Raw genomic sequence first — 26,190 nt, forward strand, 5'->3', positions numbered from 1 at the left:
ATCATGTTCGCAGGCACTCGCGCGCTGCCGTTAGCTTGCGGCTTGAAGCTTGCCGCTCGCAGCTGCTGTTATTGCGGATTCGCGCGGGTGCTGGACAACAGCGACTTCAAGCTCGCGGCTTTCGGCTTGACCAGCCAGAAGCGGCGCAGGTAGTCGTCCAGGTTTTCCCAGAGATTGCGGCCCCACTCGCTGTCGGTTTCGGTCACGTATTCGGCCAGCACACGCTCCAGGTGGCTGCGATAGGCTTCCATCGCTTCCCCGCTGATGCGCTGAATCTCGACCAGCTCGTGGTTGACCCGGTCAACGAAGGTGTTGTCCTGATCGAGCACGTACGCGAAGCCGCCCGTCATGCCTGAGCCGAAGTTGTAACCCGTCTTGCCCAACACGCAGACGAAACCGCCGGTCATGTATTCGCAGCAGTGGTCGCCCGTGCCTTCCACAACGGTGTGGGCGCCAGAGTTACGCACTGCGAAACGCTCGCCCGCCGTGCCCGCCGCGAACAGCTTGCCGCCAGTCGCGCCGTACAGGCAGGTGTTGCCGATGATGGCGCTGTCCTGGGTTTTGAACGGGCTGCCTTTTGGAGGCACGATCACCAGCTTGCCGGCGGTCATGCCCTTACCGACGTAGTCGTTGGCGTCGCCTTCCAGGTACATGTTCAGGCCGCCGGCGTTCCACACGCCAAAGCTCTGCCCTGCCGTGCCCTTGAAGCGGAAGGTCACCGGCGCGTCGTTCATGCCCTGGTTGCCGTGGAGCTTGGCGATCTCGCCGGAAATCCGCGCGCCGATGGAGCGGTCGCAGTTGCAGATGTCCAGTTCGTAGTCGCCGCCGCTCTTGGCCTGAATGGCGGTGATCGCCAGTTCAACCATTTTCTCGGCCAGCAGGCCTTTGTCGAACGGCGGGTTGCGCTCGACCTGGCTGAACTGCGGTTTGTCGGCCGGAATGTGGTCGCTGCCCAGCAGCGGCGTCAGGTCCAGATGCTGCTGCTTGGCGGTTTCACCCGGCAGGATGTCCAGCAGATCGGTACGCCCGATCAGTTCTTCCAGCGAACGCACGCCCAGCCTGGCCAGCCACTCGCGGGTTTCTTCAGCCACGTAGGTGAAGAAGTTGATCACCATGTCTACGGTGCCGATGTAGTGGTCCTTGCGCAGCTTGTCGTTCTGGGTCGCCACGCCGGTGGCGCAGTTGTTCAGGTGGCAGATGCGCAGGTATTTGCAGCCCAGTGCGATCATCGGCGCGGTGCCGAAGCCGAAGCTCTCGGCGCCGAGGATGGCCGCCTTGATCACGTCCAGCCCGGTTTTCAGGCCGCCGTCGGTCTGCACCCGAACCTTGCCGCGCAGGTCATTGCCACGCAGGGTCTGGTGGGTTTCGGCCAGGCCGATTTCCCATGGCGAGCCCGCGTATTTGATCGACGACAGCGGTGACGCACCGGTGCCGCCGTCATAGCCGGAAATCGTAATCAGGTCGGCGTAGGCCTTCGCTACACCGGCTGCGATCGTGCCCACGCCCGCTTCGGCCACCAGCTTGACCGAGACCAGCGCCGCCGGGTTGACCTGCTTGAGGTCAAAGATCAGCTGCGACAAGTCTTCAATGGAGTAGATGTCGTGGTGCGGCGGTGGCGAAATCAGCGTCACACCCGGCACTGCGTAGCGCAGCTTGGCGATCAGGCCGTTGACCTTGCCGCCTGGCAGTTGCCCGCCCTCGCCCGGTTTGGCGCCCTGGGCGACCTTGATCTGCAGCACGTCGGCGTTGACCAGGTACTCAGGCGTCACGCCAAAACGGCCGGTCGCGATCTGTTTGATCTTGGAGCTGCGGATGGTGCCGTAGCGCGCCGGATCTTCGCCGCCCTCACCGGAGTTGGAGCGCGCGCCCAGACGGTTCATCGCCTCGGCCAGCGCTTCGTGGGCCTCCGGCGACAACGCGCCGAGTGAAATACCCGCCGAGTCGAAGCGCTTGAGAATGCCCTCCAGCGGCTCGATTTCATCGATGCCCAGCGGCGTATCGAGCTCTTTCACCTTCAACAGGTCACGGATCATCGACACCGGACGATTGTCCACCAGCGCCGTGTATTCCTTGAATTTGCTGTAATCGCCCTGTTGCACGGCAGCTTGCAGCATCGCCACCACATCAGGGTTGTACGCATGGTATTCGCCGCCGTAGACAAACTTCAGCAAACCGCCCTGCTGGATCGGCTTGCGTGCGCTCCAGGCTTCGAAGGCCAGGGCTTTTTGCTCGGCTTCGATGTCGACGAAACGCGCGCCCTTGATGCGGCTCGGCACGCCACGGAAGCTCAGGTCGCAGACTTCTTCCGACAGGCCGATGGCCTCGAAAAGCTGCGCGCCACGGTAGGACGCGACGGTCGAAATGCCCATCTTCGACAGGATCTTGAGCAGGCCTTTGGTGATGCCCTTGCGGTAGTTCTTGAAGACTTCGTACAGATCGCCCAGCACTTCGCCGGTACGGATCAAGTCGCCCAGCACTTCGTAGGCCAGGAACGGGTACACCGCCGACGCACCGAAGCCGATCAACACGGCGAAATGATGCGGGTCGCGAGCCGTTGCTGTCTCGACAAGAATGTTGCTGTCGCAGCGCAGGCCTTTTTCGGTCAAACGGTGATGCACCGCACCGGTGGCCAGCGACGCGTGAATCGGCAGTTTGCCTGGCGCTATATGGCGGTCGCTCAAGACGATCTGGGTCTTGCCCGAACGCACGGCCTCTTCAGCCTGATCGGCGATGTTGCGCACGGCCGCTTCCAGGCCCATGGCTTCGTCGTAGTTCAGGTCGATGATCTGACGATCAAAGCCCGGACGATCCAGGGTCATCAGCGAGCGCCACTTGGCCGGGGAAATCACCGGCGAGCTGAGGATCACGCGAGACGCATGCTCTGGCGACTCCTGGAAAATGTTGCGCTCGGCACCGAGGCAGACTTCCAGCGACATGACGATGGCTTCACGCAGCGGATCGATCGGCGGGTTGGTGACCTGCGCGAACTGCTGACGGAAATAGTCGTACGGGGTGCGGACACGACGGGACAACACCGCCATCGGCGTGTCATCGCCCATGGAGCCGACCGCTTCCTGACCCTGCTCACCCAACGGGCGCAGGATCTGATCACGCTCTTCGAACGTGACCTGGAACATCTTCATGTACTGCTTGAGCTGATCCGGGTTGTAGAACGCTGAACCGTGGTCGTGGTCTTCCAGCGTCGCCTGAATACGCAGGGCGTTCTTGCGCAGCCACTGCTTGTACGGGTGGCGCGACTTCAGACGGCTGTCGATGGCGTCGGTGTCGAGAATCTGGCCGGTTTCGGTGTCCACGGCGAAGATCTGGCCCGGACCAACACGGCCCTTGGCGATAACGTCTTCGGGCTTGTAGTTCCACACGCCGATTTCCGACGCGAGGGTGATGTAGCCGTTCTTGGTGGTGACCCAGCGCGCAGGGCGCAGGCCGTTGCGGTCGAGCAGGCAGACGGCGTGACGACCTTCGGTCATGACGATGCCGGCCGGGCCATCCCACGGCTCCATGTGCATGGAGTTGAATTCGTAGAACGCGCGCAGATCCGGGTCCATGGTTTCGACGTTCTGCCACGCCGGCGGCACGAGCATACGTACGCCACGGAACAGGTCGATGCCGCCGGTCACCATCAGCTCGAGCATGTTGTCCATGCTCGAAGAGTCGGAACCCACGCGATTGACCAGCGGGCCCAGCTCGTCGAGGTCCATCAGGTCGTTGGCGAACTTGGTGCGACGGGCCTGAGCCCAGTTGCGGTTACCGGTGATGGTGTTGATCTCGCCGTTGTGGGCGAGGAAGCGAAATGGCTGAGCCAGCGGCCATTTCGGCAGGGTATTGGTCGAGAAGCGCTGGTGAAACACGCAGATCGCGGTTTGCAGGCGCTCGTCGTTGAGGTCCGGGAAGAATGCCGTGAGGTCACGCGGCATCATCAGGCCTTTGTAGATGATGGTCTTGTGGGAAAAGCTGCAGATGTAGTGGTCGGCGTCGGCAGCGTTGGCCACCGAGGAGCGACGACGTGCGCAAAACAGCTTGATTGCGAATTCCTGATCGCTCAGGCCTTCGCCTCCGATGAACACCTGTTCGATCTTCGGCAAGCGCTCAAGGGCCAGACGGCCCAGCACGCTGGTGTCGATCGGCACCTGGCGCCAGCCAATCAAGGTCAGGCCGGCCGCGAGGATTTCACGGTTCATGTTTTCGCGGGCGGCTTCAGCCTTCGCGTCGTCCTGATTGAGGAAGACCATGCCTGCGCAATACTGGCGCGGAAGCTCGACGCCGAAAGCTTCGGTGGCGACCGCACGCAGGAAGGTGTCAGGTTTTTGCATCAACAGCCCGCAACCGTCACCGGTCTTGCCGTCGGCGTTGATACCACCACGGTGGGTCATGCAGGTCAGGGCTTCGATAGCCGTCTGCAACAGGTGATGACTGGGCTCGCCTTGCATATGGGCGATCAGGCCGAAACCACAGTTATCCTTGAATTCTTCTGGATGGTACAGACCTGCTTTCATAGACACATTCTCACCAGGCTGCCCCTTAACGGGACAAATTTCTTTTCAATTCAACCATTTACCATCCACGCCGAACGTATGCCGGCTTTGCGGGAGCAAAAGGGAGGTCATTGTACACAGCGACACAAGTCCTCACAAATTTGACGACGAAGTGTCGCAAATTTATGTCGCATTCATGAAAGGTTTTATATCGATTCTCGTGCTAGCCAGAGCTTTGTTGCGAGTCTGACCAACGAGAGCCCGAAGATCAATGTGTGCCTGAGACGCAGACACCGCAAGGCGCGCTGCTCATTGGCAGCACGCTCATGCGTGATATCGGGAGGGCCAAGCGAGGGACCTGGATAAGGTCCCTGCGTCATCAGCGGGCGGCGGCGAGTTCCTGTTGGATGCTGCCGACAGTACGAGGCCAAGGTTTACCAGCCTGAACCTTCTCTGGCAAGGCCTTGATAGCGGTCAGTGCCGCGTTGCGGTCGGCGAAGCTGCCGTAAGTGACCACAAACAGGGGCTTGCCCTGCAGGGTTTTCTTGAAGTAGCGGTATTCACCGCCCTGCTCTTTCACGTAGCTCTGCGCGGTGGCTTCGGAGCTGGTACCGAGGATCTGCACCACGTAATGCGTCGGTGCCTGACCTGCGTACCAGCCACTGCCCGCAGCGCCGGACGCTGCAGCTGCCGCAGCTGGTTTGGCCGCCGGTGCCGGGGCAGGTTTGGCGGTGGCCACCTGAGTCGGCGCGGGCGCAGGTTTCGCGGCAGGCGCCGGAGCAGGCGTTGGCTTGGCCGCCGGTGCAGGGCGCGTTGCCGGAACCGGCTGCTGAGCCATGGTCGGAGCAGGACTCGCCGTCGCACCCGCCGGTGGCGCAGTGGTGGTCACGGTTGGTGGCTGCAGCGACTGGTTAGCTGCAGGGCCGCCATCTTCGCCGTCACCTTCGCCCGAGCCTGCGGCTTCAGCCAGCGGCGCGCGAGTCGCGGGTTGAGAGCCGTTCATCGGCAAAGGCATAGGCTGCGAATTCCCCGCGAACTCGATGGCCGGGCCACCGTTGTTCGATTGTTGCGCAGGCGCCTGGCCCTGACCCAGAGGCAGTTGCGCCTGAGAGTTGGCAGGTGCAGTGGCAGGTGCGTTGCTGCGGCCCGGAATCAGCCACGCCGCGAGAACGGCTGCAACAACAACCCCACCCAAAGCCAACACGTGTTTCTTAGGCATTTTGAACCCCATACTTGGACGCTTGACCGCAGAGCGGCTGGCAATCATGGCTTCGATCATCGAATCGCGCGCGACCTGGTTGATCGCGCCTGGCCATCCACCGGATTGCTCGTGGATATCAGTGATCTGTGCGGCGCTGAACAACTCCACGCCCTGTCCTGCGCCGTCGAGACGCTGAGCCAGATACTCACGGGTTTCTTCTTCGGTATACGGCGCGAGCTCGATAACGTGGAATCGCTCTTCCTCGGTACCGCTCTCGGCGCACAGTTGATCCAGGCGATCAATGATCGAAGCCTCGCCGAACAGGAAGACATGCGGACGCCCTTCCGGGGTGCCTGCTGCCAATCCCAACAACGCTTCGAGTGCGGATTCGCCCAGTTGTTCGGCATCGTCCACCAGGATGTAGACTTCCTGCCCGGTCAGCGCCAACTGCACGACTTGCGCCAGGATCGGGCGCATTTCCGCTTGAGCGACGTTCAGCGCCTGGGCAACCTGACGCAACACGCCCGTCGCGTCACCTGCGCCACGCGCGGACACCACAACGCTCTGCACCGACTGCTTGTTGGTGCTCGCCACCAGCGCCTGACGCAACAGTGTTTTGCCACTGCCCTGAGGCCCCGTGACGACCAACAGCAGTTGGCTGTATCGCGCGAGATGATGCAACTGACCCAGCACAGGCTTGCGCTGTGCCGGGAAGAATTTGAAGCCGGGAACCCGCGTTGCAAAGGGGTCATGACTCAACTGGTAATGACCGAGGAAGGCCTCATCGGCGTGCAAACTAGTCATGGATTTCTCATTAACCTCTAAGCTGATCCACCAAGGCGCGGTAGTCCGCGACCAGTGTGGCCTGTAGTACTTCTTGTGGATATTCGTCAGTTACCACTGCTTCACCGATGCGACGCAACAGCACCAGGCGCAGACGACCGTCAATGACCTTCTTGTCCACCGCCATGTGCTCGAGGAAGTGCTCGGGCGTCATGTCTTCCGGCGGAACCACCGGCAAGCCGGCGCGCTGGAAAATACGAATGCCGCGGTCACGTTCCTGCTCGCTGATCCAACCCAGACGCGCCGACATCTCCAGCGCCATCACCGTGCCTGCGGCCACCGCCTCGCCGTGCAGCCACACGCCGTAGCCCATGTGGGTTTCGATGGCGTGGCCGAAGGTGTGGCCGAGGTTCAGTGTGGCACGCACGCCGGACTCGCGCTCATCGGCGCCAACGACTGCAGCCTTGGCAGCGCACGAACGCTCGATCGCCGTGGTCAGCGCGGCCTGATCCAGCCCGCGCAGCTTGTCCACGTTCTCTTCGAGCCACGTCAGGAACGGTTCGTCACAGATCAAACCGTATTTGATGACCTCGGCTAGACCGGCGGACAGTTCGCGTTCAGGCAGGGTGTTCAGTGACAAGGTATCGATCAGCACCGCATTGGGCTGATAGAACGCGCCGACCATGTTTTTGCCCAGAGGGTGATTGATGCCGGTTTTGCCACCGACCGACGAATCGACCTGGGACAGCAGCGTGGTCGGCACTTGAATGAATTCAACGCCGCGCTGGTAACAGGCCGCAGCAAAGCCGGCCATGTCACCGATAACGCCGCCGCCCAGCGCAATCACAGTGGTGCGGCGGTCGTGGCGTGCGGTGAGCAGCGCGTCGAAGATGGTTTGCAGGGTTTCCCAGTTCTTGAAGGCTTCACCGTCGGGAAGCACGATCGGCAAGACGCTGTAACCGGCAAGGGATCGGGTGAGGCGGTCCATGTACAGCGGCGCGACGGTGGCATTGGAAACGATCGCCACCTGTTTTCCGACAATGTACGGCTTGAGCAACTCGGGCTGATCCAGCAAGCCTTCGCCGATATGGATCGGGTAGCTGCGTTCGCCAAGCTCGACCTTGAGTGTCTGCATGTGTCCCCACGCTGTTAACAATTGGTTGCCTGCGGGCGTCTGAGAAAACGCCGATACCGGCTATGGCGCAAGGCCATGTAGCGACCCCACTTTTATGGTCGCCGAGGATAGCGCATTTCCGTCTGCGCTTTAACGGGGAGGAAGCTCGGCCAGCAGGGCGAGGATGTCGATAACCACCATTCGCGGCGGCCGCTCATCGGTTTCGATGATGACATCGGCGATCTCGCGGTACAGCGGATCGCGGATGGCCAACAGTTCGCGCAGCACCCGCGCCGGGTCCGCGGTGCGCAGCAAGGGGCGATTGCGATCCCGCGAGGTGCGGCCCACCTGCTGCTCAACCGATGCATGCAAATACACCACCCGACCACCGGCGTGGAGCGCGCGGCGGTTCTCTTCGCGCATGACCGCACCACCGCCGGTGGCCACAACTACGCCGTCCAGTGCAGAGAGCTCGGCGATCATCGCCTGTTCTCGATCACGAAAACCCGCTTCGCCTTCCTTGTCGAAGATCCAGGGAATATTGGCGCCCGTACGCAGCTCGATTTCCTTGTCGGAATCCTTGAACGGCAGTCGAAGCTCTTTGGCCAGCAAGCGACCGATGGTGCTTTTGCCAGCCCCCATCGGCCCCACAAGAATTAAATTTCGCACAGAATCAACGACTCACAGCAATCGCCTGGTTATTCATGATACGCGGAGTGAGAAACACCAACAGCTCGGATTTTGACTCCGAAACCACATCGCGCCGGAAAAGGCGGCCAACATACGGCACATCGCCTAAAAATGGCACCTTGTCGACGACTTTACTCTGCGTATTCGAGAACACGCCACCAATTACGATGGTCTCGCCATCGGCCACCAGCACCTTGGCGTTCACTTCGTTTTTCTTGATCGGCGGCACACCCAGCACCGTGTTCACGTAGTCCGGCTCATCCTTCGTGACCTTGACCTCCATGATGATGCGGTTGTCAGGGGTGATCTGCGGGGTCACTTCCAGCGACAGCGAGGCCTCTTTGAACGACACCGACGTCGCGCCGCTGGAACTCGCCTCCTGGTAAGGCACTTCCGTACCTTTCAGAATTTTCGCGGTTTCCTTGTCCGACGTAACGACCTTCGGCTGCGAGACTACTTCGCCGTTGCCGCTCTTCTCCATGGCGGTCAGCTCAAGATCAAGAATCGTGTTGTTGGTCAGGAAGCCCAGACCGATAGACGAGGTGGCATCGGTCACGCCCATGTCGACATAGGGACCGTTGGTCGCTGCTGCGCCGGTCACGGTGCCGCTGCCGCCGGTGGTGAAATTGCCTCTGTTGCTCGACCCGCCCCAGCGCACGCCAAGGGCCTTGTCGTAATCGACGTTGGCTTCGACGATACGCGCCTCGATCATCACCTGGCGCACCGGGATGTCCAACTGCGACACGATGCGGCGCAACTCGTCGAGACGATCCTGAGTCTGGTAGGCAATGATGTTGTTGGTGCGCTCATCGACGGTGATCGAACCGCGCTCGTCGGTCTTCGATTCAGCGCTGGTCACCGACTGGAACAGCTTGGCGATGTCCGCAGCCTTCGCGTAGTTCACTTGCAGCAACTCGCGACGCAGGGGGCGAGCTCGGAAATCTGCTTCAGGGATTCCAGCTCCTGGCGCTCGCGGGCGGCGATCTCATCAGCAGGACCGACGAGCAAAACGTTACCGATCTTGCGCTTATCCAGGCCTTTGGTCTTGAGCACCAGATCCAGCGCCTGATCCCACGGCACGTTCTGCAGCCGCAGGGTGATGCCGCCTTGAACGGTGTCGCTCGCTACGAGATTGAGGTTGGTGAAGTCGGCGATCAGTTGCAGCACCGAACGCACGTCGATGTCCTGGAAGTTCAGCGACAGTTTCTCGCCGGTGTAGACCAGTTTCTCCGAATTGCGGCGCTCCTGATCTTCGTTGGTCAGGGGACGTACGCTGATGGTCAGCTTGTTGTCGGTCTGGTAGGCGGAGTAATCGAACGCGCCGGACGGCTCGATGGAGATGCTGGCCTTGTCACCTGTGGCGCTGGAATTGACGAACTGCACCGGGGTCGCGAAATCCTTCACGTCCAGGCGCACGCGCAGCGGTTCAGGCAGTTGCGTTTTGGCGAAGTCAACGCGGATCTTGCCCCCTGCTCCTGGATATCGGGCGCAATGCCGGTGTCGCTCAATTCGATAATGACGTTGCCTTCACCCAACTCTCCACGCTGGAAGTCGACGTTTTTTACCGACCGTGGGCCCGGCGCATATGAGCGGGCAACGGGTTTCGATTGCGCGGCAGGTCCGCTCGGCACACTCACTCGCGCTGCGCCTGTGGCAGTACTCGGCTGCGAGCCCTGAGCCGCGGCAGCGCCCTGCCCCACGACCACAAACAGGTTGTTGCCGTCGACACGCGAGCTGTACGGCGCGAGTGTGGTGAGGTTGATGATCACGCGTGTGCGATCCTTGGCTTCGACGACCACTACGCTGTGGGCATTGCCTGAACCCAGGTCACGGCTCTTGATCGCCAATTGGCTGGTCACGCCCGGCAAGTCCAGCGCGATGCGCGCCGGCTGCTCGGTGGTGTAGCCCCGCGGCGCCGCCACCGGACCGTCGAAGGACAGTTTCAATTCGACTCGATCCCCCGGCAATGCAGCGACATCCAGCGTCTTGAGGTTAGCCGCCTGGATAACCGGTGAAAGCATCGCCATCCCTAGCGACAGGCCGATAATCGAAAGAATCCTGTTCATGTTCACATTCCACCACTGTGCCGATCCGAAGGTGCTTCGCTTGCTTGCCGTCTTCATGAGCGCTCCTTGAGAGAGATGCTGAGCGGGCGCTCCAGCCACGCCCCTCTCCGTCCGGAACGATTTCCATCACTTGCACCGCCGAGTCGGTGATCGCCGTGATCCGGCCATCGTTACGCCCCAGGTAATCGCCCACTTTCACTCGATGCACCCCACCCGCCCCGCGAAGCAGCGCGAACGTGCCGGATTCATTGCTCAACGTGCCGACCATTTCGAAGGAATCGATGTTGAAGCCTTCGAGGAACTGCTTCACCCGCGTCGGATCAGGCTGCACCAGGTGCGAGCCCTTTGGACGGTTGACCAGATCGATCTTGACCGGCGGCTGAAACGGACTGCGCAAACTGGCCGCCGCATACGTAAAGGCTTCATACGGCCGAAACTTGGGCATCGGCTCGATAGTGCCGACAGGCCGCGCGCGCACCTCGGCCATGAACTGCTTGAGATCGTCAAATTCGTTCGAGCTGTCGCAGCCCGCGAGCCCCATCAGCGTGACGCCGACGCACAACCAACGCATCGCCCTCATTTCGCTGGCCCTTTCGTGTCGACGTTCTGAAGACCTTTGTCGTTATAGCGATAGGTCTTGGCAAGGATGCTCATGCGCAGCTTGCCGGGGGACTTGACGTCCAGCGGTTTGATCTCGAAGTCATGCAGCGTCACGATTCGCGGCAGGCTGGCGACGCCGCTGGCGAAGGTCGCGAGGTCGTGATAACTGCCTGTCACGGTAATCTGGATCGGCAATTCGATATAAAACTGCTGGGCCTCTTCGGGGAGCAGCTTGATTTCCTCGAACTCCAGGCCACTGCCCAGACCGGTGCGGGTAATGTCTTCAAGCAGGCCGGGGACCTCAGTGTCGCTCGGCAACTGCCGCAACAAGGCGCCGAAGGTGTTTTCCATCTCCACCATCTGGCTCTTGTAGGCCGCGAGGTTGGCAGCCTGATAAGCCTTGGTCGCGAACTGCTCTTTCAGCGCCGTCTCTTCGCCACGGGCCTGATCGAGCTGAGTCTGCATGTCCTGGATATAGAAGAAGTACCCACCGGCCAGTACCAGCGCCAGCAACAGCGCGCCGGCAATGGTCTTCACCGCAGCAGGCCATGAACCCAGGTTATTGACGTCCAGGTCGTTGATGTCGATCTTTTTCAGGCTATCGAGCCAGTCATTCATGTTCATGGCTTAACCCCTCAACGGCTGGCTGCGTCTGGCGCACCGTCAACTGGAAGGTATTGGTCTGATCCACGCCACCCGCCGCAGTGTTTGCCTTGACCTCGGTCAGACTCGGCGACTCCAGCCAGTCAGACGCATCCAGATTCCGCAGCAGGTCCGATACCCGGTTATTGGATTCCGCAGCGCCGGAAATGCTGATCATCTGCCCGGTCATCTTGACGTCGTTGAAATAGACGCCATCGGGGAGGGTACGAGCCATCTGATCGAAGATGCGTCCGATGATTGGCCGGTTACCCTGCAGGTCCTGAATGATCTTCATCCGTTCCAGCAACTGCTTGCGACGCGCCTTCAGCTCGCTGATCTCCTTTATGCGCGCATCGAGCTGGACGATTTCGGTCCTGACAAATTGATTGCGAGCGTTTTGGTGGGCGATGGCACTGCTCAAATATTGATCAGCCAAAAGAATGGCGCCTACGCCAAGCACCAGCACGCCAACCAGTGCCAGAATGAAGCGCTTCTTGCGCTCCTCGCGTTGCTGCTCGCGCCAGGGAAGTAAGTTGATCCGTGCCATTAGTCGAAGCTCCTCAGGGCCAGACCGCAAGCGATCATCAATGCGGGAGCATCGCTGGCGAGGGCGCCGGCGTTGACCTTGACGCTCAGCGCCATGTCAGCAAAGGGGTTGGCCACCAGCGTCGGCGTGCCCAGGCGTTCCTGGATCAGCCGATCAAGACCGGAAATAGAGGCGGTGCCGCCGGCCAGCATGATGTAGTCGACGCGGTTGTACTGGCCGGCCGCGAAGAAAAACTGCAGAGAACGAGACACCTGTTGCACCACGGCGTCCTTGAACGGCTGCAGGACTTCCATAACGTAGTCGTCGGGGAGTCCGCCCTGCTTTTTCGCAAGCCCGGCCTCGCTGACCGACAAGCCATAACGGCGCTGGATTTCTTCGGTTAACTGGCGACCGCCAAATAATTGTTCGCGGGTATAGATGATGCGGCCGTTGTGCAGCACGCTGAGGGTGGTCATGGTTGCGCCGATGTCTATGACGGCGACGGTCAACTGTTCGTGGTCCTGGCCCAATTGCGCCGACAGCAGACCGAACGAGCGCTCCAAGGCATAGGCTTCGACGTCGACCACGCGAGCGGTGAGCCCGGCCAGTGCCAGCGCGGCTTCGCGAACTTCTACGTTTTCCTTGCGGCAGGCGGCGAGCAATACCTCAACGCGTTCGGGATTGCGCGCCGAATAGCCCTGGACTTCGAAGTCGATGGCGACTTCTTCAAGCGGATAGGGAATGTACTGATCGGCCTCGATCTTGAGCTGGTTTTCCATCTCATCGTCGGAAAGGCCTGCGTCCATCTCGATGGTCTTGGTAATAACAGCCGAACCGGCGACGGCAACCGCCGCGATTTTGACGTTACTTTTGGCTTTTACCAGCAGCCGCGTCAAAGCACTGCCGACACCTTCGAGCTCCGCGATGTTCTTTTCGACCACTGCGTTGGCGGGCAGTGGCTCGACCGCATAAGACTCGACCTTGTAACGGTTACCGGAACGACTTAGCTCCAGGAGCTTGACCGAGGTGGAGCTAATATCGATCCCCAGAAGGGTGTTGGCCTTCTTACTGAAGAGTTCGAACACAACCGATTCCCTATGCGTTTCCGTCACTTACGGATGATTTCTAGTCCAGTGCCACTGTCGGCTGACTTGACAGTAGCGCAAATAACGCTCGACGACGAAAAATGCTTATAATGCCCAGCGTTTTTTCGTGTACCAACGCTTCAAGGCGTGTTCATTTGTAAATGCCTGCGTCTAACTCATTCTTTTTTCTGGAAATCCAAAAGCCTTGATACGCCTGCTGAAGTTCGTCTGGTGGTCCTTCGTCGCGGTCGTCTGCGGGCTGCTGCTCGGCCTGAGCGGCGCCTTTCTCTACCTGGCCCCGAACCTGCCCTCGGTCGATGCCCTGCGCAATATTCAGCTGCAGATCCCGCTGCGCGTGTTCAGCAGCGACGGCAAACTGATTGCAGAGTTTGGCGAAATGCGCCGCTCTCCCATCCGTTTCGCCGACATTCCCCCCAACTTTATCCACGCGCTGCTGTCGGCCGAAGACGATAACTTCGAGAACCACTATGGCGTGGATCCGAGCAGCCTGATGCGCGCGGCCAGCCAATTGGTCAAGAGCGGTCACATTCAGTCCGGCGGCTCAACCATCACCATGCAGGTCGCGAAAAATTACTTCCTGACCAGCGAGCGCAGTTTTTCGCGCAAAACCACCGAGATTCTCTTGGCCTTGCAAATCGAGCGCCAACTTACCAAGGACGAGATTCTCGAGCTGTACGTCAACAAGATCTACCTGGGTAACCGCGCTTACGGCATCGAGGCCGCAGCGCAGGTCTACTACGGCAAATCAATCCGCGACCTGAGCGTTGCGCAAATGGCAATGATCGCCGGCCTGCCCAAGGCGCCGTCACGATTCAACCCACTGGCCAACCCGGTGCGTGCCAAAGAGCGCCGCGACTGGATTCTGGGCCGCATGTTCAAACTGGGGAAAATCGACCAGAACACCTACCAGACCGCGCTTGTCGAGCCGATCAACGCCAGCTATCACGTTCAAAGTCCTGAAGTGAATGCGCCTTATATCGCTGAAATGGCGCGGGCCGAAATGGTGGGTCGTTATGGCAGCGCAGCCTACACAGAAGGCTTCCGCGTCACCACTACCGTGCCGAGCGGCCTGCAGGAAGACGCCAACAAGGCGGTGCAGGACGGCCTGATCGAATACGACCAGCGCCATGGCTATCGCGGACCTGAGAGCCGATTCCCAGGCCTGACCCGCGAGGGCTGGGTGCAGGAGCTGAGCAAACAGCGTCCGATCAGCGGTCTGGAGCCGGCCATCGTCACTCAGGTCGACAAGACCGGAATCCGCGTCCTGACCCGCAATGGCGAGAACGAAGAAACCGTCACCTGGGACAGCATGAAGTGGGCCAAGGCGTTTCTGAACACCAATAGCGTCGGCGCCAATCCCAAACAGCCCGGCGATGTCGCCCATGTCGGCGATCTGGTGCGCCTGCAGCGTCAGCCGGACAACTCGCTCAAGTTCAGCCAGCTTCCCGTGGCGCAGAGCGCGCTGGTTTCGCTGGACCCGCAGAACGGCGCGATTCGTGCGCTGGTCGGCGGCTTCGCGTTCGAGCAGAGCAACTACAACCGCGCGATGCAGGCCAAGCGTCAGCCGGGCTCCAGCTTCAAGCCGTTCCTGTATTCGGCAGCGCTGGACAACGGCTACACCGCCGCCAGCCTGGTCAACGACGCGCCGATCGTGTTCGTCGACGAGGCCATCGACAAAGTCTGGCGGCCAAAGAACGATACGGGCACCTTCCTCGGTCCGATTCGGCTGCGCGAGGCGCTGTACAAGTCACGTAACCTGGTGTCGATCCGCCTGCTGCAAAGCCTGGGCGTGAACACCGCGATCAACTACATCACCCGCTTTGGCTTCAACAAACAGGACTTGCCGCCCAACCTGTCCCTCGCACTGGGCACTGCAACCCTGACGCCGATGGAAATCGTCGGCGGCTGGAGTGCGTTTGCCAACGGCGGTTACAAGATCAGCCCGTACCTCATACAGAAAATCGAAGACCGCGAGGGCAAAACCCTTTTCGTCGCCAATCCGCCGACAGTGCCCGCCAACGACCCGAACCCGAAAGCGGTCAGCGAAGCGGCCCTCAGTAGCGCATCGACGTACGCTGCGCCAGAAACCCCACCGTTGACCGCCAACGTCGTGCCGAACGCGCTGGATGCCTCGGGCGCAGCGCCAGCACCTGTCGTAGCGGAACGGATTGTTGACGGTCGCACGGTCTACATCCTCAACAGCATGCTGCAGGACGTGATCAAACGCGGCACCGGTCGCCGCGCTCTGGCGATGAACCGTCCGGATATCGCAGGCAAAACCGGTACCACCAACGAATCGAAGGACGCATGGTTCACGGGCTACAACGCTGACTATGTGACGACGGTCTGGACCGGGTTCGATCAACCGGAAAGCCTGGGTCGCCATGAGTTCGGCGGCACGGTCGCGCTGCCGATCTGGATGAAGTACATGAGCGCCGCCCTGAAGGACAAGCCGCCCCATGTTCAAGCTGAACCGGACGGCATCCTCAGCCTGCGCATCGACCCCGTCAGCGGCCGCTCCGCCACGCCGAGCACGCCGGGTGCGTTCTTCGAGCTGTTCAAAAGCGAAGACACGCCGCCCAGCGTGAACGAACTCGGCGGCAGCCCGCCTCCAGGCAGCCCGCTGCCGGCGGACGAATCAGCGCCGATCGATTTGTTCTAGTGAGGCAGCGGCGAGCTTGAAGCGGCAAGCTACAAGTAAAGGCAAGAGCAGCGGCGATCTTTGCACTGCTTGTAGCTTGTAGCTTGCAGCTCAAAAAAACCCAGCACTTGGCTGGGTTTTTTGTGGCCGCGGTTATCAGCCGTTGAAAACGTCATCCACGCTTTTCAGCGGGTAGTGCTTTGGATACGGCAGGGTCGCAACACCGCTTTCGATGGCTGCCTTTGCAACGGCATCGGAAACGATAGTCAGCAGGCGCACGTCCAGTGGTTTCGGAATGATGTACTCACGACCGAATTCCAGGGCGATGCCGCCGTAGGCGTCGCAGACTTCCTGAGGCACCGGCAGCTTGGCCAGTTCGCGCAGGGCGTTGGCCGCAGCGATCTTCATCTCTTCGTTGATGCGCTTGGCGCGAACGTCCAGTGCGCCACGGAAGATGAACGGGAAGCCCAGCACGTTGTTGACCTGGTTCGGGTAGTCCGAACGGCCGGTCGCCATGATTACGTCGCTGCGAGTGGCGTGAGCCAGTTCCGGCGAGATTTCCGGATCCGGGTTCGAACAGGCGAACACGATCGGGTTGGCTGCCATCGACTTCAGGCCTTCAGCGCTCAGCAGGTTCGGACCGGACAGACCGACGAACACATCAGCGCCTTCCAGAGCATCGGCCAGCGTGCGCTTGTCGGTGGAGTGAGCGAACTGGGCCTTGTACTGGTTCAGATCGGTACGCCCGTCGTGAACCACGCCGTTGCGGTCGATCATGAAGATGTTTTCGATCTTCGCGCCCATGCTCACCAGCAACTTCATGCAGGAGATGGCTGCAGCGCCAGCGCCCAGGCAGACGATCTTCGCCGCTTCCAGGGTTTTGCCTGCGATTTCCAGCGCGTTGATCATGCCGGCTGCGGTAACGATCGCGGTGCCGTGCTGGTCATCGTGGAAAACCGGAATGTCGCACTGCTCGATCAGCGCCTTTTCGATCTCGAAGCACTCAGGTGCCTTGATGTCTTCCAGGTTGATGCCGCCGAAGGTGATGGAGATGCGTCGCACTGTGTCGATGAAGGCCTGCGGGCTTTCCGAATCGACTTCGATATCGAACACGTCGATACCGGCAAAGCGCTTGAACAGCACGCCCTTGCCTTCCATGACCGGCTTGGACGCGAGAGGCCCGAGGTTACCCAGACCCAGAATCGCGGTGCCATCAGAGATGACCGCTACCAGGTTGCCTTTGCCGGTGTACTTGTAGGCAAGCTCCGGATCGCGACCGATTTCGCGGACCGGCTCAGCCACACCCGGGCTGTAGGCCAGCGATAGATCGCGAGCGGTTGCAGTGGCTTTGGTGAGCTCGACGCTGAGTTTCCCTGGACGGGGATGAGCGTGATATTCGAGAGCGGCAGTTTTCAAATCTGACATGGGGGCATTCCGCTTTTTTGCTGTTGGACAGACGGACCGCCGAGCATACGCAAGTCATAAAGTCCTAACAAGACTGGCGGGTCACCTGTGTCAAGAGGCCGCATCTACGACTTTCAGCCTAGAACCGCAAGAAACAAGGCCTCCAGCTGCGACAATCCACGCTAAAAATGTCTACAATTTATTTATTTAATGTATCCAACATTGCAGGATGAGTAATCGACATCATCCAGCGCGGTTGGCCTGATTTCAGACCGCCCCGACGCGATCGATCGACTACCCAGCCACGGGCTTCGATTCGCTGACCTCTCAAGCGCTGCAGCGCGGCAGTGTCGAACTGGCCGAGCAGCTTGGGCGCAATGCGCAACACCAGCGCATCGCCGAATTCGATCCACAGACCGCCGCCATTGCGCTGCACGCTGGTCACGCGCCCACTGACCAGCGCGAACCCGCCGGCGTTGATCTGCTCCGCCGGCTGAACCGGCGAATTGCGCCACAGGCCCTGGCCGGTCTGGCGAGCTGACTTCTCTGCGACCTGCTGGCAGCTGACCAGCGCAACGTTTGGTGCGACCGCAACCAGATAGCCAAGGCCTTCCGCCAGCAGTTGCGCTTCAAGGTTGGCGCCATCGCGGCTATAGACGTTGGCGAGGGTGCGACCGTAGTGATCGGTCGGCTCTTCACCGACACGCAGCCTGACCTGCCCACCGCTGGCATCCACCAACGTCTGCAATCGACGCTTGGCCGCTTCGGCAAACGGCTGCGCGGACTGACCCTTTTGCCGGTTTCTGGCGTGTTCAGGCCAATCATGCGAACGCTGCGGCCATCACTCAGGCGCACCGTGTCGCCATCGACCACTCGCTGCACCTCAACCACAGGCAGAGACGGCGGCGCAGGACACAAGGCCTGGGCCGTCGAAAGCCAAATCGCGGACATAAAAAAGGCGCCCGCGAGGGACGCCTTCTTAAGCAGCCTGGAGAAACGCATCGGCGACTCCAGAACGGCCAACCTTACTCTGCAGCAGGAGCTTTGGTAGGACCGAATGCACCGAAACGCGACTTGAACTTGTCGACACGACCGCCGACGTCCAGAGTTTTTTGCTTGCCGGTGTAGAACGGGTGGCACTCGTTGCACACGTCCAGGCTCAGAGGCTTGGCCAGTGTGGAACGGGTTTTGATGACATTGCCGCAGCTGCAGGTTGCGTCAATGGCTTCGTAAACTGGATGGATATCAGCTTTCATGGGTATTTCCTCAGGCTATCGTGCCGCCACCCAACACTATTGTTGAATACCGCACGGAATTAGGCCGCGCATATTAACAGACAACGCCAATCACGCAAGGGAACGTTCACGCCGGTCGTCTGCTAAGATCGCGCCCTTCGTCATACTCCGTAACAGGAAATCCCCCGCGTGCCCGACGCCATCTTGCGCCTCGCCCTGCCCTCGCCGCTGCGTCGCCTGTTCGACTACCTTGCCCCCGCAGGGGTGGCGCGCAGTGCGTTGCAACCGGGGATGCGCCTGCGCGTGCCGTTCGGTCGTCGGGAAATGATCGGCGTGCTGGTGGAAGTCGTCGATCACAGTGACGTGCCGGCCGACAAGCTCAAGCCGGCCATTGCCGTGCTGGATGCCGAACCGCCGCTGCCGCCCGCGCTGTTCAAGTTGTGCCTGTGGACGGCCCAGTATTACCAGCACAGCCTGGGCGACACCCTCAGTTGGGCGTTGCCGGTGTTGCTGCGTCAGGGCGAACCGGCGGAAGCGCGGCAGGAGCGGTTCTGGCACGCAGCCCCGGACGCCAGCGTCGATGACCCGCGCATCGCCCGGGCGCCGAAGCAAAGGAAGCGCTGCGCACGCTGGCCCAGCACCCCCATGGCGTGGCTCACCAGTTGCTGAGCAAGCTGATGCTCAACCGGGACAGCCTGAATCTGTTGCTCGCCAAAGGACTGGTGACCGTCGAGGTACGCGGTCATGGGCCGGTTGAGCGACACGAGCACTGGCTGGCGCAGCCGGAATTGCCGCTCAACACCGAGCAACGGGCTGCCTATGAAGCCATTCGTTCGGGGTTCGGCAGTTTCCACGCTTCACTGCTGGCGGGGGTCACCGGCAGCGGCAAGACCGAAGTGTATCTGCAGCTCATCCGCGAAACGCTGGAAGCGGGCAAGCAGGCGCTGGTGTTGATTCCGGAAATCAATTTGGGGCCGCAGACCCTCGCCCGCTTCGAGCAGCGGTTCAACGCACGCATCGCGCTGCTGCATTCGGCGGTCAACGACCGCGACCGGCTGGAAGCCTGGCTGGCAGCACGCGATGGCGAAGCCGACATCATCATCGGCACCCGTTCGGCGCTGTTCACCCCGATGAAAAACCCCGGGCTGATCATCATCGACGAGGAGCACGACGGCTCCTATAAACAGCAGGAGGGGCTGCGCTATCACGCCCGGGACCTGGCGCTGGTGAGGGCGCATCAGGAGGACATCCCGATCGTGCTCGGCTCGGCGACGCCTTCGCTGGAAAGCCTGCACAACGCCCACACCGGTCGGTATGCGCTCCTGCGTCTGAATCAGCGCGCGGGTGGCGCTCAGCAACCGCGCTTCCTGCGGCTGGATGTAAAAAGCCGCCCACTCGACAGCGGCATTTCAGGCCCCATGCAGCAAGCCATCGGCCAGACCCTGGCGGCGGGCCAGCAGGTGCTGGTGTTCCTCAATCGGCGGGGCTTTGCCCCGACGCTGCTGTGTCACGACTGTGGCTGGTTGTCGGAATGCCCTCGCTGTGACGCGCGCATGACCGTTCACCAGCGCTCGGGCGAGCTGCGCTGTCACCACTGCGGCCATGTCGAGCGCGTGCCACGCAATTGCCCGGCGTGTGGCAAGGTCGATCTGCGTCCTGTGGGTGCAGGGACCGAACGTGCCGAGGAGCGGCTGGCGATTCTGTTTCCCGATTACCCGGTGCTGCGCGTTGATCGGGACAGCACCTCACGCAAGGACGCGATGAATCAGCTGTTCGCAACCATCCAGAAAGGCCAGCCGTGCATTCTGGTGGGCACGCAGATGCTCGCCAAAGGGCATCACTTCCCGCGCGTGACGCTGGTGTCGATTCTCGATGCCGATGGCGGGCTGTTTTCCGGTGACTTCCGCGCCAGTGAGCGCATGGCGCAATTGATCGTGCAGGTCGCAGGCAGAGCCGGGCGCGCCGAAGAGCCAGGCAAGGTGATCATCCAGACTCACCTGGCCGACCATCCTTTATTGATTCAACTGACCGAACAGGGTTATTTCGCCTTCGCCGAGCAGGCGCTGAGTGAGCGTCGCGCCGCCGGGCTGCCGCCGTTCTCGCACTTGGCACTGCTGCGCGCCGAAGCGCACAAGCCGGGTCAGGCCGAGGGATTTCTCGACGAAGCTTGCACCGAAGCCGAGCGCCTGTTGAAGGACATGGCCCTGGGCGGGATCGAGCTGTTGGGCCCGGTTCCCGCGCCGATGGAGCGACGCGCCGGACGCTATCGCGCTCAGTTGCTGGTCCAGGCCAACGCCCGCGCGCCGCTGCACAAGCTGCTCGCGACCTGGCTGCTGACACTGGAAAACATGCCCAGCGGGCGCCAGGTCAGATGGTCGCTGGACGTGGATCCGGTGGACCTTTATTGATTCGCATCGGTTGACCGCGCATCCAGCGCGGTTGGCAAGGTGGCCCCGGCCACGGATAATGCCCAGTTTTTCCACCCGCGCATCCAGGCGCGGCCGCGCTTGCGGTCGAAAGAGAGCACCATGAAAGACACCATTCGCCAGCTGATTCAACAAGCTCTGAGCCAACTCGTCACCGATGGCGTCTTGCCGGAAGGGCTGACGCCGGCGATTCAGGTGGAGAACGCCAAGGACAAGAAAAACGGCGACTTCGCCAGCAATATCGCCATGATGCTGGCCAAGCCTGCCGGCTTAAAGCCTCGCGATCTGGCCGAGAAAATCGTCGCCGCGTTGCCCGCCGACGAGCAGATCACCCGGGTGGACATCGCCGGGCCCGGTTTCCTCAATTTTTTCCAGAACACCCAGGCCCTCGCTTCACGCCTCGACGAAGCCCTCGCCGACACGACTCTGTCCGTCCGCAAGAACAGCCCTGCTCAACGCGTTGTGGTTGACCTGTCCGCGCCGAACCTGGCCAAAGAGATGCACGTTGGCCATTTGCGTTCGACCATCATTGGCGACGGCGTGGCCAGCGTTCTTGAGTTCCTTGGCGACACCGTGATCCGTCAGAACCACGTCGGCGACTGGGGCACCCAGTTCGGCATGCTGCTGGCCTATCTGCAGGAAACCCCGGCGACCAGCGACGAGCTGGCTGACCTCGAAAACTTCTACCGCGCCGCCAAGGGCCGTTTCGACGAGTCGGAAGAATTCGCCGAGCGCGCTCGTGGCCTGGTGGTCAAGCTGCAAGCGGGCGACGCCGAATGCCTGAGCCTGTGGACGCGCTTCAAAGACATCTCCCTGTCCCACTGTCAGGAAGTGTACGAGCGCCTGAACGTCAAGCTCACGCCGAAGGACGTCATGGGCGAAAGTGCCTACAACGACGACCTCGCCAATGTGGTCGCTGATTTGAAAAAAGCCGGTCTGCTGGTCGAGAGCAACGGCGCGCAGTGCGTGTTTCTTGAAGAATTCAAAACCGCTGAAGGCACGCCGCTGCCGGTGATCGTGCAAAAGGCCGGTGGTGGTTATCTGTATGCCACCACTGACCTCGCGGCTGTGCGCTATCGCAGCAACGTGTTGAAAGCCGATCGCGCGCTGTATTTCGTTGATCAGCGTCAGGCCCTGCACTTCCAGCAGGTTTTCGAAGTGGCCCGCCGTGCAGGCTTCGTCACCAACGGCATGCAGATGGAGCACATGGGCTTCGGCACCATGAACGGCGCCGATGGCCGTCCGTTCAAGACCCGCGATGGCGGCACGGTCAAGCTGGTCGACCTGCTCGACGAAGCCGAAGAGCGCGCCTACACGCTGGTCAAAGAGAAAAACCCGGACGTCGCCGAAGACGAGTTGCGCTCGATCGCCAAGGCCGTCGGCATCAGCGCGGTGAAATATGCGGACCTGTCCAAGCATCGCGCCAGTGACTACAGCTTCAACTTCGACCAGATGCTCAGCTTCGAAGGCAACACCGCGCCTTATCTGCTGTACGCCTACACCCGTGTGGCCGGTGTATTCCGCAAGCTCGAAGAAAAGGGCGAAACCTTCGACGCGAGCGCGGGCCGGATCATCCTCGACGCACCGCAGGAGCAAGACCTGGCCGCGCGTCTGGCGCAGTTCGGCGAGACCGTCAACACCGTCGCTGAAAAGGGCACGCCCCATGTGCTCTGCGCCTATCTGTATGACCTCGCCGGTCTGTTTTCCAGTTTCTACGAGAACTGCCCGATCCTGGCCGCGGAAAACCCTGAACAACAGCAAAGCCGTCTGCGCCTCGCCGCCCTGACGGGTCGCACCCTCAAGCAAGGCCTGCAGTTGCTGGGTCTGGACACTCTGGAGCGTATGTAAGTTGGCCGTTAAAAAGAAACCTGCTCCCAAGCGCGGCGCCAGCCGGTATCAGGCTCCCGCAAAGACGCCGATTCCGGGCTGGGTGTGGATGGCGATCGGCCTGACCGTCGGCGCTTTTGTTGTGTTCCTGATGAAGCTCGAACCCGGCAGTGGCGACGACATCAAGCGCGTCAAGGCGGAAGCCAAGGCTGCGAAGATCGCCGAAGCAAACAAGACGCCGCCCAGCCCGACCGCGCCGGTGAAGCCGAAGTACGACTTCTACACGCTGTTGCCTGAGTCGGAAGTTATCGTGCCGAACGAAGCAGTGCCGGAGAAGACGCCTCCGGTCGTTGCGCCAAGCACGCCGGTTACGCCTGAAGTCGCCGCGAAGATCGACACCGCTCGCGCCCAGGCGGCACTCAGTGGTTTGACCCCGCCACCAGCACCTCCGGTGACCAAACCGGCGGCGGTGACGACGTTCTTCCTGCAAGCGGGTTCGTTCCGCAAACAGGCCGACGCCGAGAAAGTGCGCGCGCAGATCATTCTGTTGGGGCAAACGTCGACCGTGGAATCGGGCACGGTGAAGGATGAAACCTGGTACCGCGTGCTGGTCGGCCCGTTCAGCAACCGCGAACAGCTGACCATCGCGCAGAAGCAGTTGGCAGGTGGCGGTTTCAGCAACCTGCTGCTGCAACAGCGTCAGGCTCGCTAGGGCACTGCCACCCACCGCAGGACCAACGATCGGTCGCGCTACAGGCGGGGGCGATCAGCTGTAGGAGTGAGCTTGCTCGCGATGACGTTGGCACATCCAACATAATGGTGCCTGATTCACCGCCATCGCGAGCAAGCTCACTCCTACACAAACTGGAAGCAACCTTACCCACCGCCTTTCATCCCTCAACCCACTCAACGGTTGAAATACCCGCCCCCACCCCCATATGAGTTTCCATCAGGGCATTTTCGCCCCGCAGCGTGGAGACTCTCCCTTGACCACCATCGTTTCAGTGCGCCGCCAAGGCAAAGTCGTCATGGCCGGTGACGGCCAGGTTTCTCTGGGCAATACCGTCATGAAAGGCAACGCCAAGAAAGTCCGGCGCCTTTACCACGGCCAAGTCATCGCCGGATTCGCCGGTGCCACCGCTGACGCCTTCACCCTGTTCGAACGCTTCGAAGCCCAGCTGGAAAAACACCAGGGTCACCTCATTCGTGCCGCCGTAGAGCTGGCGAAGGAATGGCGTACCGACCGCTCTCTGAGCCGGCTTGAAGCCATGCTGGCCGTTGCCAACAAAGACGCTTCGCTGATCATTACCGGTAACGGCGACGTCGTTGAGCCCGAAGATGGCCTGATCGCCATGGGTTCCGGCGGCGCCTTTGCCCAGGCTGCGGCCCGCGCACTGCTGCTGAAGACCGAACTCTCCGCCCGTGAAATCGCCGAAACCGCTTTGCACATTGCTGGCGACATTTGCGTCTTCACCAACCACAACATCACCATTGAGGAGCAGGACCTCGCGGAGTAAGCCTCAGGTAATGGCCGCCATTCATGGCGGCCTGCCGACTTGCACTCTGCCGAGGACCGTTGAAAACCATGTCCATGACTCCCCGTGAAATCGTCCACGAACTCAATCGCCATATCATCGGCCAGGACGATGCCAAACGCGCCGTCGCCATCGCGCTGCGTAACCGCTGGCGCCGGATGCAACTCCCTGAAGAGCTGCGCGTTGAAGTCACCCCCAAGAACATCCTGATGATCGGCCCGACCGGCGTCGGCAAGACCGAAATCGCCCGTCGTCTGGCCAAGCTCGCCAACGCGCCGTTCATCAAGGTCGAAGCGACCAAGTTCACCGAAGTCGGCTACGTGGGTCGCGACGTCGAGTCGATCATCCGTGATCTGGCCGACGCTGCCATGAAGCTGCTGCGCGAACAGGAAATCACCAAGGTTCGCCACCGCGCCGAAGACGCTGCCGAAGACCGCATTCTCGACGCCCTGCTGCCACCGGCACGCGCGGGCTTCAACGAAGACGCGACGTCGGGCAGCGACTCCAACACCCGTCAGCTGTTCCGCAAGCGCCTGCGCGAAGGCCAGCTGGACGATAAGGAAATCGAGATCGAGGTCGCTGAAATGGGCGGCGTCGACATTTCCGCGCCGCCGGGCATGGAAGAGATGACCAACCAGCTGCAGAGCCTGTTTGCCAACATGGGCAAGGGCAAGAAGAAGAGCCGCAAGCTGAAAGTCAAAGACGCGCTGAAGATGGTTCGCGACGAAGAAGCGGGCCGTCTGGTCAACGACGAAGAGCTGAAAGCTAAAGCGCTGGAAGCGGTTGAGCAGCACGGTATCGTGTTCATCGACGAGATCGACAAAGTGGCCAAGCGTGGCAATGTCGGCGGCGCTGATGTGTCCCGCGAAGGCGTTCAGCGCGACCTGCTGCCGCTGATCGAAGGCTGCACCGTCAACACCAAGCTGGGCATGGTCAAAACCGATCACATCCTGTTCATCGCGTCCGGCGCGTTCCACCTGAGCAAGCCGAGCGATCTGGTGCCTGAGCTGCAGGGTCGTCTGCCGATCCGCGTCGAGCTCAAAGCGCTGAGCCCGCAGGATTTCGAACGCATCCTGACCGAGCCCCATGCGTCGCTGACCGAGCAATACCGCGAGCTGCTGAAGACCGAAGGCCTAAACATCGCGTTCCTGCCGGATGGCATCAAGCGTCTGGCCGAGATCGCCTGGCAGGTCAACGAGAAGACCGAGAACATCGGTGCGCGTCGCTTGCACACGCTGCTTGAGCGGTTGCTGGAAGAGGTTTCTTTCAGTGCCGGCGACCTGGCGGGCGCTCAGGACGGCGGGACGATTCAGATCGACGCTGAATACGTGAACAGCCATTTGGGTGAACTGGCGGAAGACGAAGATCTGTCGCGCTATATCCTTTAAAGCAGCTGCAAGCGGTTAGCTTCAAGCTGCAAGCAGATTTCACTGGCTGCACGAATCTGCTTCGCTTGGAGCTTGTAGCTTGTAGCTTGTAGCTTGTAGCTTGTAGCTGAGATTACCTCTATGACCCGCATCCCCACCGCCATCCAGCTACACAAAGCCTCGAAAGTCCTCAGCCTGAAATACGGGCCGGATGAGGAGTACCGCCTGCCGGCGGAATTTCTGCGGGTGCACTCGCCGTCGGCGGAAGTGCAGGGGCATGGCAATCCGATTCTGCAGTTCGGCAAGCTGGGCGTCGGGCTCACCAAGGTCGAACCCGCCGGCCAGTACGCGCTGAAGCTGACCTTCGACGACGGTCATGACAGCGGGTTGTTTACCTGGGAATACCTGGAGCAACTGGCGCAACGCCAGGCCCAGCTATGGGAGGAGTACCTGGCCGAGCTCAAGGCCGCCGGCAAATCCCGCGACCCCTCCGAGCAAGTCATCAAGCTAATGCTCTAGCCGCATCTATAAGCG

15 protein-coding genes and 4 pseudogenes are annotated in these 26,190 nt (G+C 61.1%); 7 read left to right on the forward strand and 12 right to left on the reverse strand.

Features of this window, described 5'->3' with window-relative positions:
- Positions 1–68: 68 nt before the first annotated feature.
- From gltB to JN403_RS02300, 9 genes and pseudogenes are all read right to left on the reverse strand, one after another.
- Positions 69–4,514 carry a glutamate synthase large subunit gene (gene gltB, locus JN403_RS02260; protein WP_205485011.1) on the reverse strand — a complete coding sequence of 1,482 codons (4,446 nt, stop codon included), beginning with the start codon at positions 4,512–4,514 and terminating at the stop codon, positions 69–71.
- Positions 4,515–4,872: 358 nt separating this feature from the next.
- Positions 4,873–6,498 carry an AAA family ATPase gene (locus tag JN403_RS02265; RefSeq protein WP_205485013.1) on the reverse strand — a complete coding sequence of 542 codons (1,626 nt, stop codon included), beginning with the start codon at positions 6,496–6,498 and terminating at the stop codon, positions 4,873–4,875.
- 10 nt (positions 6,499–6,508) lie between these two features.
- Positions 6,509–7,612, reverse strand: coding sequence for a 3-dehydroquinate synthase (gene aroB, locus JN403_RS02270; RefSeq protein ID WP_205485015.1), 1,104 nt, complete (start codon positions 7,610–7,612; stop codon positions 6,509–6,511).
- 129 nt (positions 7,613–7,741) lie between these two features.
- Complete coding sequence (gene aroK, locus JN403_RS02275; RefSeq protein WP_065986620.1) at positions 7,742–8,260, reverse strand: shikimate kinase AroK; 519 nt, start codon at positions 8,258–8,260, stop codon at positions 7,742–7,744.
- 4 nt (positions 8,261–8,264) lie between these two features.
- Positions 8,265–10,347 (reverse strand): annotated as a pseudogene (gene pilQ / locus JN403_RS02280) (type IV pilus secretin PilQ).
- 53 nt (positions 10,348–10,400) lie between these two features.
- Positions 10,401–10,927, reverse strand: a pseudogene (locus JN403_RS02285) (pilus assembly protein PilP).
- The gene (gene pilO, locus JN403_RS02290) at positions 10,924–11,571 is read right to left on the reverse strand and encodes a type 4a pilus biogenesis protein PilO (RefSeq protein ID WP_122533930.1); all 648 of its coding nucleotides are present in this window, start codon (positions 11,569–11,571) and stop codon (positions 10,924–10,926) included. The pseudogene JN403_RS02285 and the gene pilO overlap by 4 nt, the downstream one beginning before the upstream one ends.
- Positions 11,558–12,136 carry a PilN domain-containing protein gene (locus JN403_RS02295; RefSeq protein ID WP_205485017.1) on the reverse strand — a complete coding sequence of 193 codons (579 nt, stop codon included), beginning with the start codon at positions 12,134–12,136 and terminating at the stop codon, positions 11,558–11,560. Before JN403_RS02295 ends, pilO begins: the two co-directional genes overlap by 14 nt.
- Positions 12,136–13,200 (reverse strand): pilus assembly protein PilM, encoded by a 1,065-nt coding sequence (locus JN403_RS02300; protein WP_074890782.1) that lies wholly within the window; start codon positions 13,198–13,200, stop codon positions 12,136–12,138. Before JN403_RS02300 ends, JN403_RS02295 begins: the two co-directional genes overlap by 1 nt.
- Before the next feature lie 205 nt (positions 13,201–13,405).
- Between JN403_RS02300 and JN403_RS02305 the strand changes: the two genes are divergently transcribed.
- A complete protein-coding gene (locus JN403_RS02305) occupies positions 13,406–15,883 on the forward strand; it encodes a penicillin-binding protein 1A (protein ID WP_205485019.1) in 2,478 nt (825 codons plus the stop codon).
- A gap of 135 nt (positions 15,884–16,018) precedes the next feature.
- On the opposite strand, the gene JN403_RS02310 is transcribed toward JN403_RS02305, so the two are convergent.
- The 3 genes and pseudogenes from JN403_RS02310 to rpmE form a co-directional block, all read right to left on the reverse strand.
- A complete protein-coding gene (locus tag JN403_RS02310) occupies positions 16,019–17,287 on the reverse strand; it encodes a malic enzyme-like NAD(P)-binding protein (RefSeq protein ID WP_122533933.1) in 1,269 nt (422 codons plus the stop codon).
- 178 nt (positions 17,288–17,465) lie between these two features.
- Positions 17,466–18,268 (reverse strand): annotated as a pseudogene (locus JN403_RS02315) (thermonuclease family protein).
- A 23-nt stretch (positions 18,269–18,291) separates the two neighbouring features.
- Positions 18,292–18,522 carry a 50S ribosomal protein L31 gene (gene rpmE, locus JN403_RS02320; RefSeq protein ID WP_122533935.1) on the reverse strand — a complete coding sequence of 77 codons (231 nt, stop codon included), beginning with the start codon at positions 18,520–18,522 and terminating at the stop codon, positions 18,292–18,294.
- 168 nt (positions 18,523–18,690) lie between these two features.
- Here rpmE and JN403_RS02325 point away from each other — a divergent pair.
- The 6 genes and pseudogenes from JN403_RS02325 to JN403_RS02350 all read left to right on the forward strand — a co-directional run bounded on the left by JN403_RS02325 (position 18,691) and on the right by JN403_RS02350 (position 26,175).
- Positions 18,691–20,909 (forward strand): annotated as a pseudogene (locus JN403_RS02325) (primosomal protein N').
- Between the two features lie 120 nt (positions 20,910–21,029).
- Positions 21,030–22,775: an arginine--tRNA ligase gene (gene argS, locus JN403_RS02330; protein ID WP_205485021.1), complete on the forward strand. Its 1,746-nt coding sequence runs from the start codon at positions 21,030–21,032 to the stop codon at positions 22,773–22,775.
- 1 nt (position 22,776) lies between these two features.
- Positions 22,777–23,466 carry an SPOR domain-containing protein gene (locus tag JN403_RS02335; protein WP_108119117.1) on the forward strand — a complete coding sequence of 230 codons (690 nt, stop codon included), beginning with the start codon at positions 22,777–22,779 and terminating at the stop codon, positions 23,464–23,466.
- 274 nt (positions 23,467–23,740) lie between these two features.
- Positions 23,741–24,271, forward strand: a complete 531-nt coding sequence (hslV, locus tag JN403_RS02340; RefSeq protein WP_065986638.1) for an ATP-dependent protease subunit HslV — start codon at positions 23,741–23,743, stop codon at positions 24,269–24,271.
- A gap of 68 nt (positions 24,272–24,339) precedes the next feature.
- Positions 24,340–25,677, forward strand: coding sequence for an ATP-dependent protease ATPase subunit HslU (gene hslU, locus JN403_RS02345; protein ID WP_122533939.1), 1,338 nt, complete (start codon positions 24,340–24,342; stop codon positions 25,675–25,677).
- Between the two features lie 120 nt (positions 25,678–25,797).
- On the forward strand, positions 25,798–26,175 hold the full coding sequence (locus tag JN403_RS02350; RefSeq protein WP_074890794.1) for a DUF971 domain-containing protein: 378 nt from the start codon (positions 25,798–25,800) through the stop codon (positions 26,173–26,175).
- Positions 26,176–26,190 lie beyond the last annotated feature (15 nt).

It is taken from the genome of Pseudomonas sp. 15A4, assembly GCF_016925575.1.
In the GTDB taxonomy this organism is placed as follows: Bacteria; Pseudomonadota; Gammaproteobacteria; order Pseudomonadales; family Pseudomonadaceae; genus Aquipseudomonas.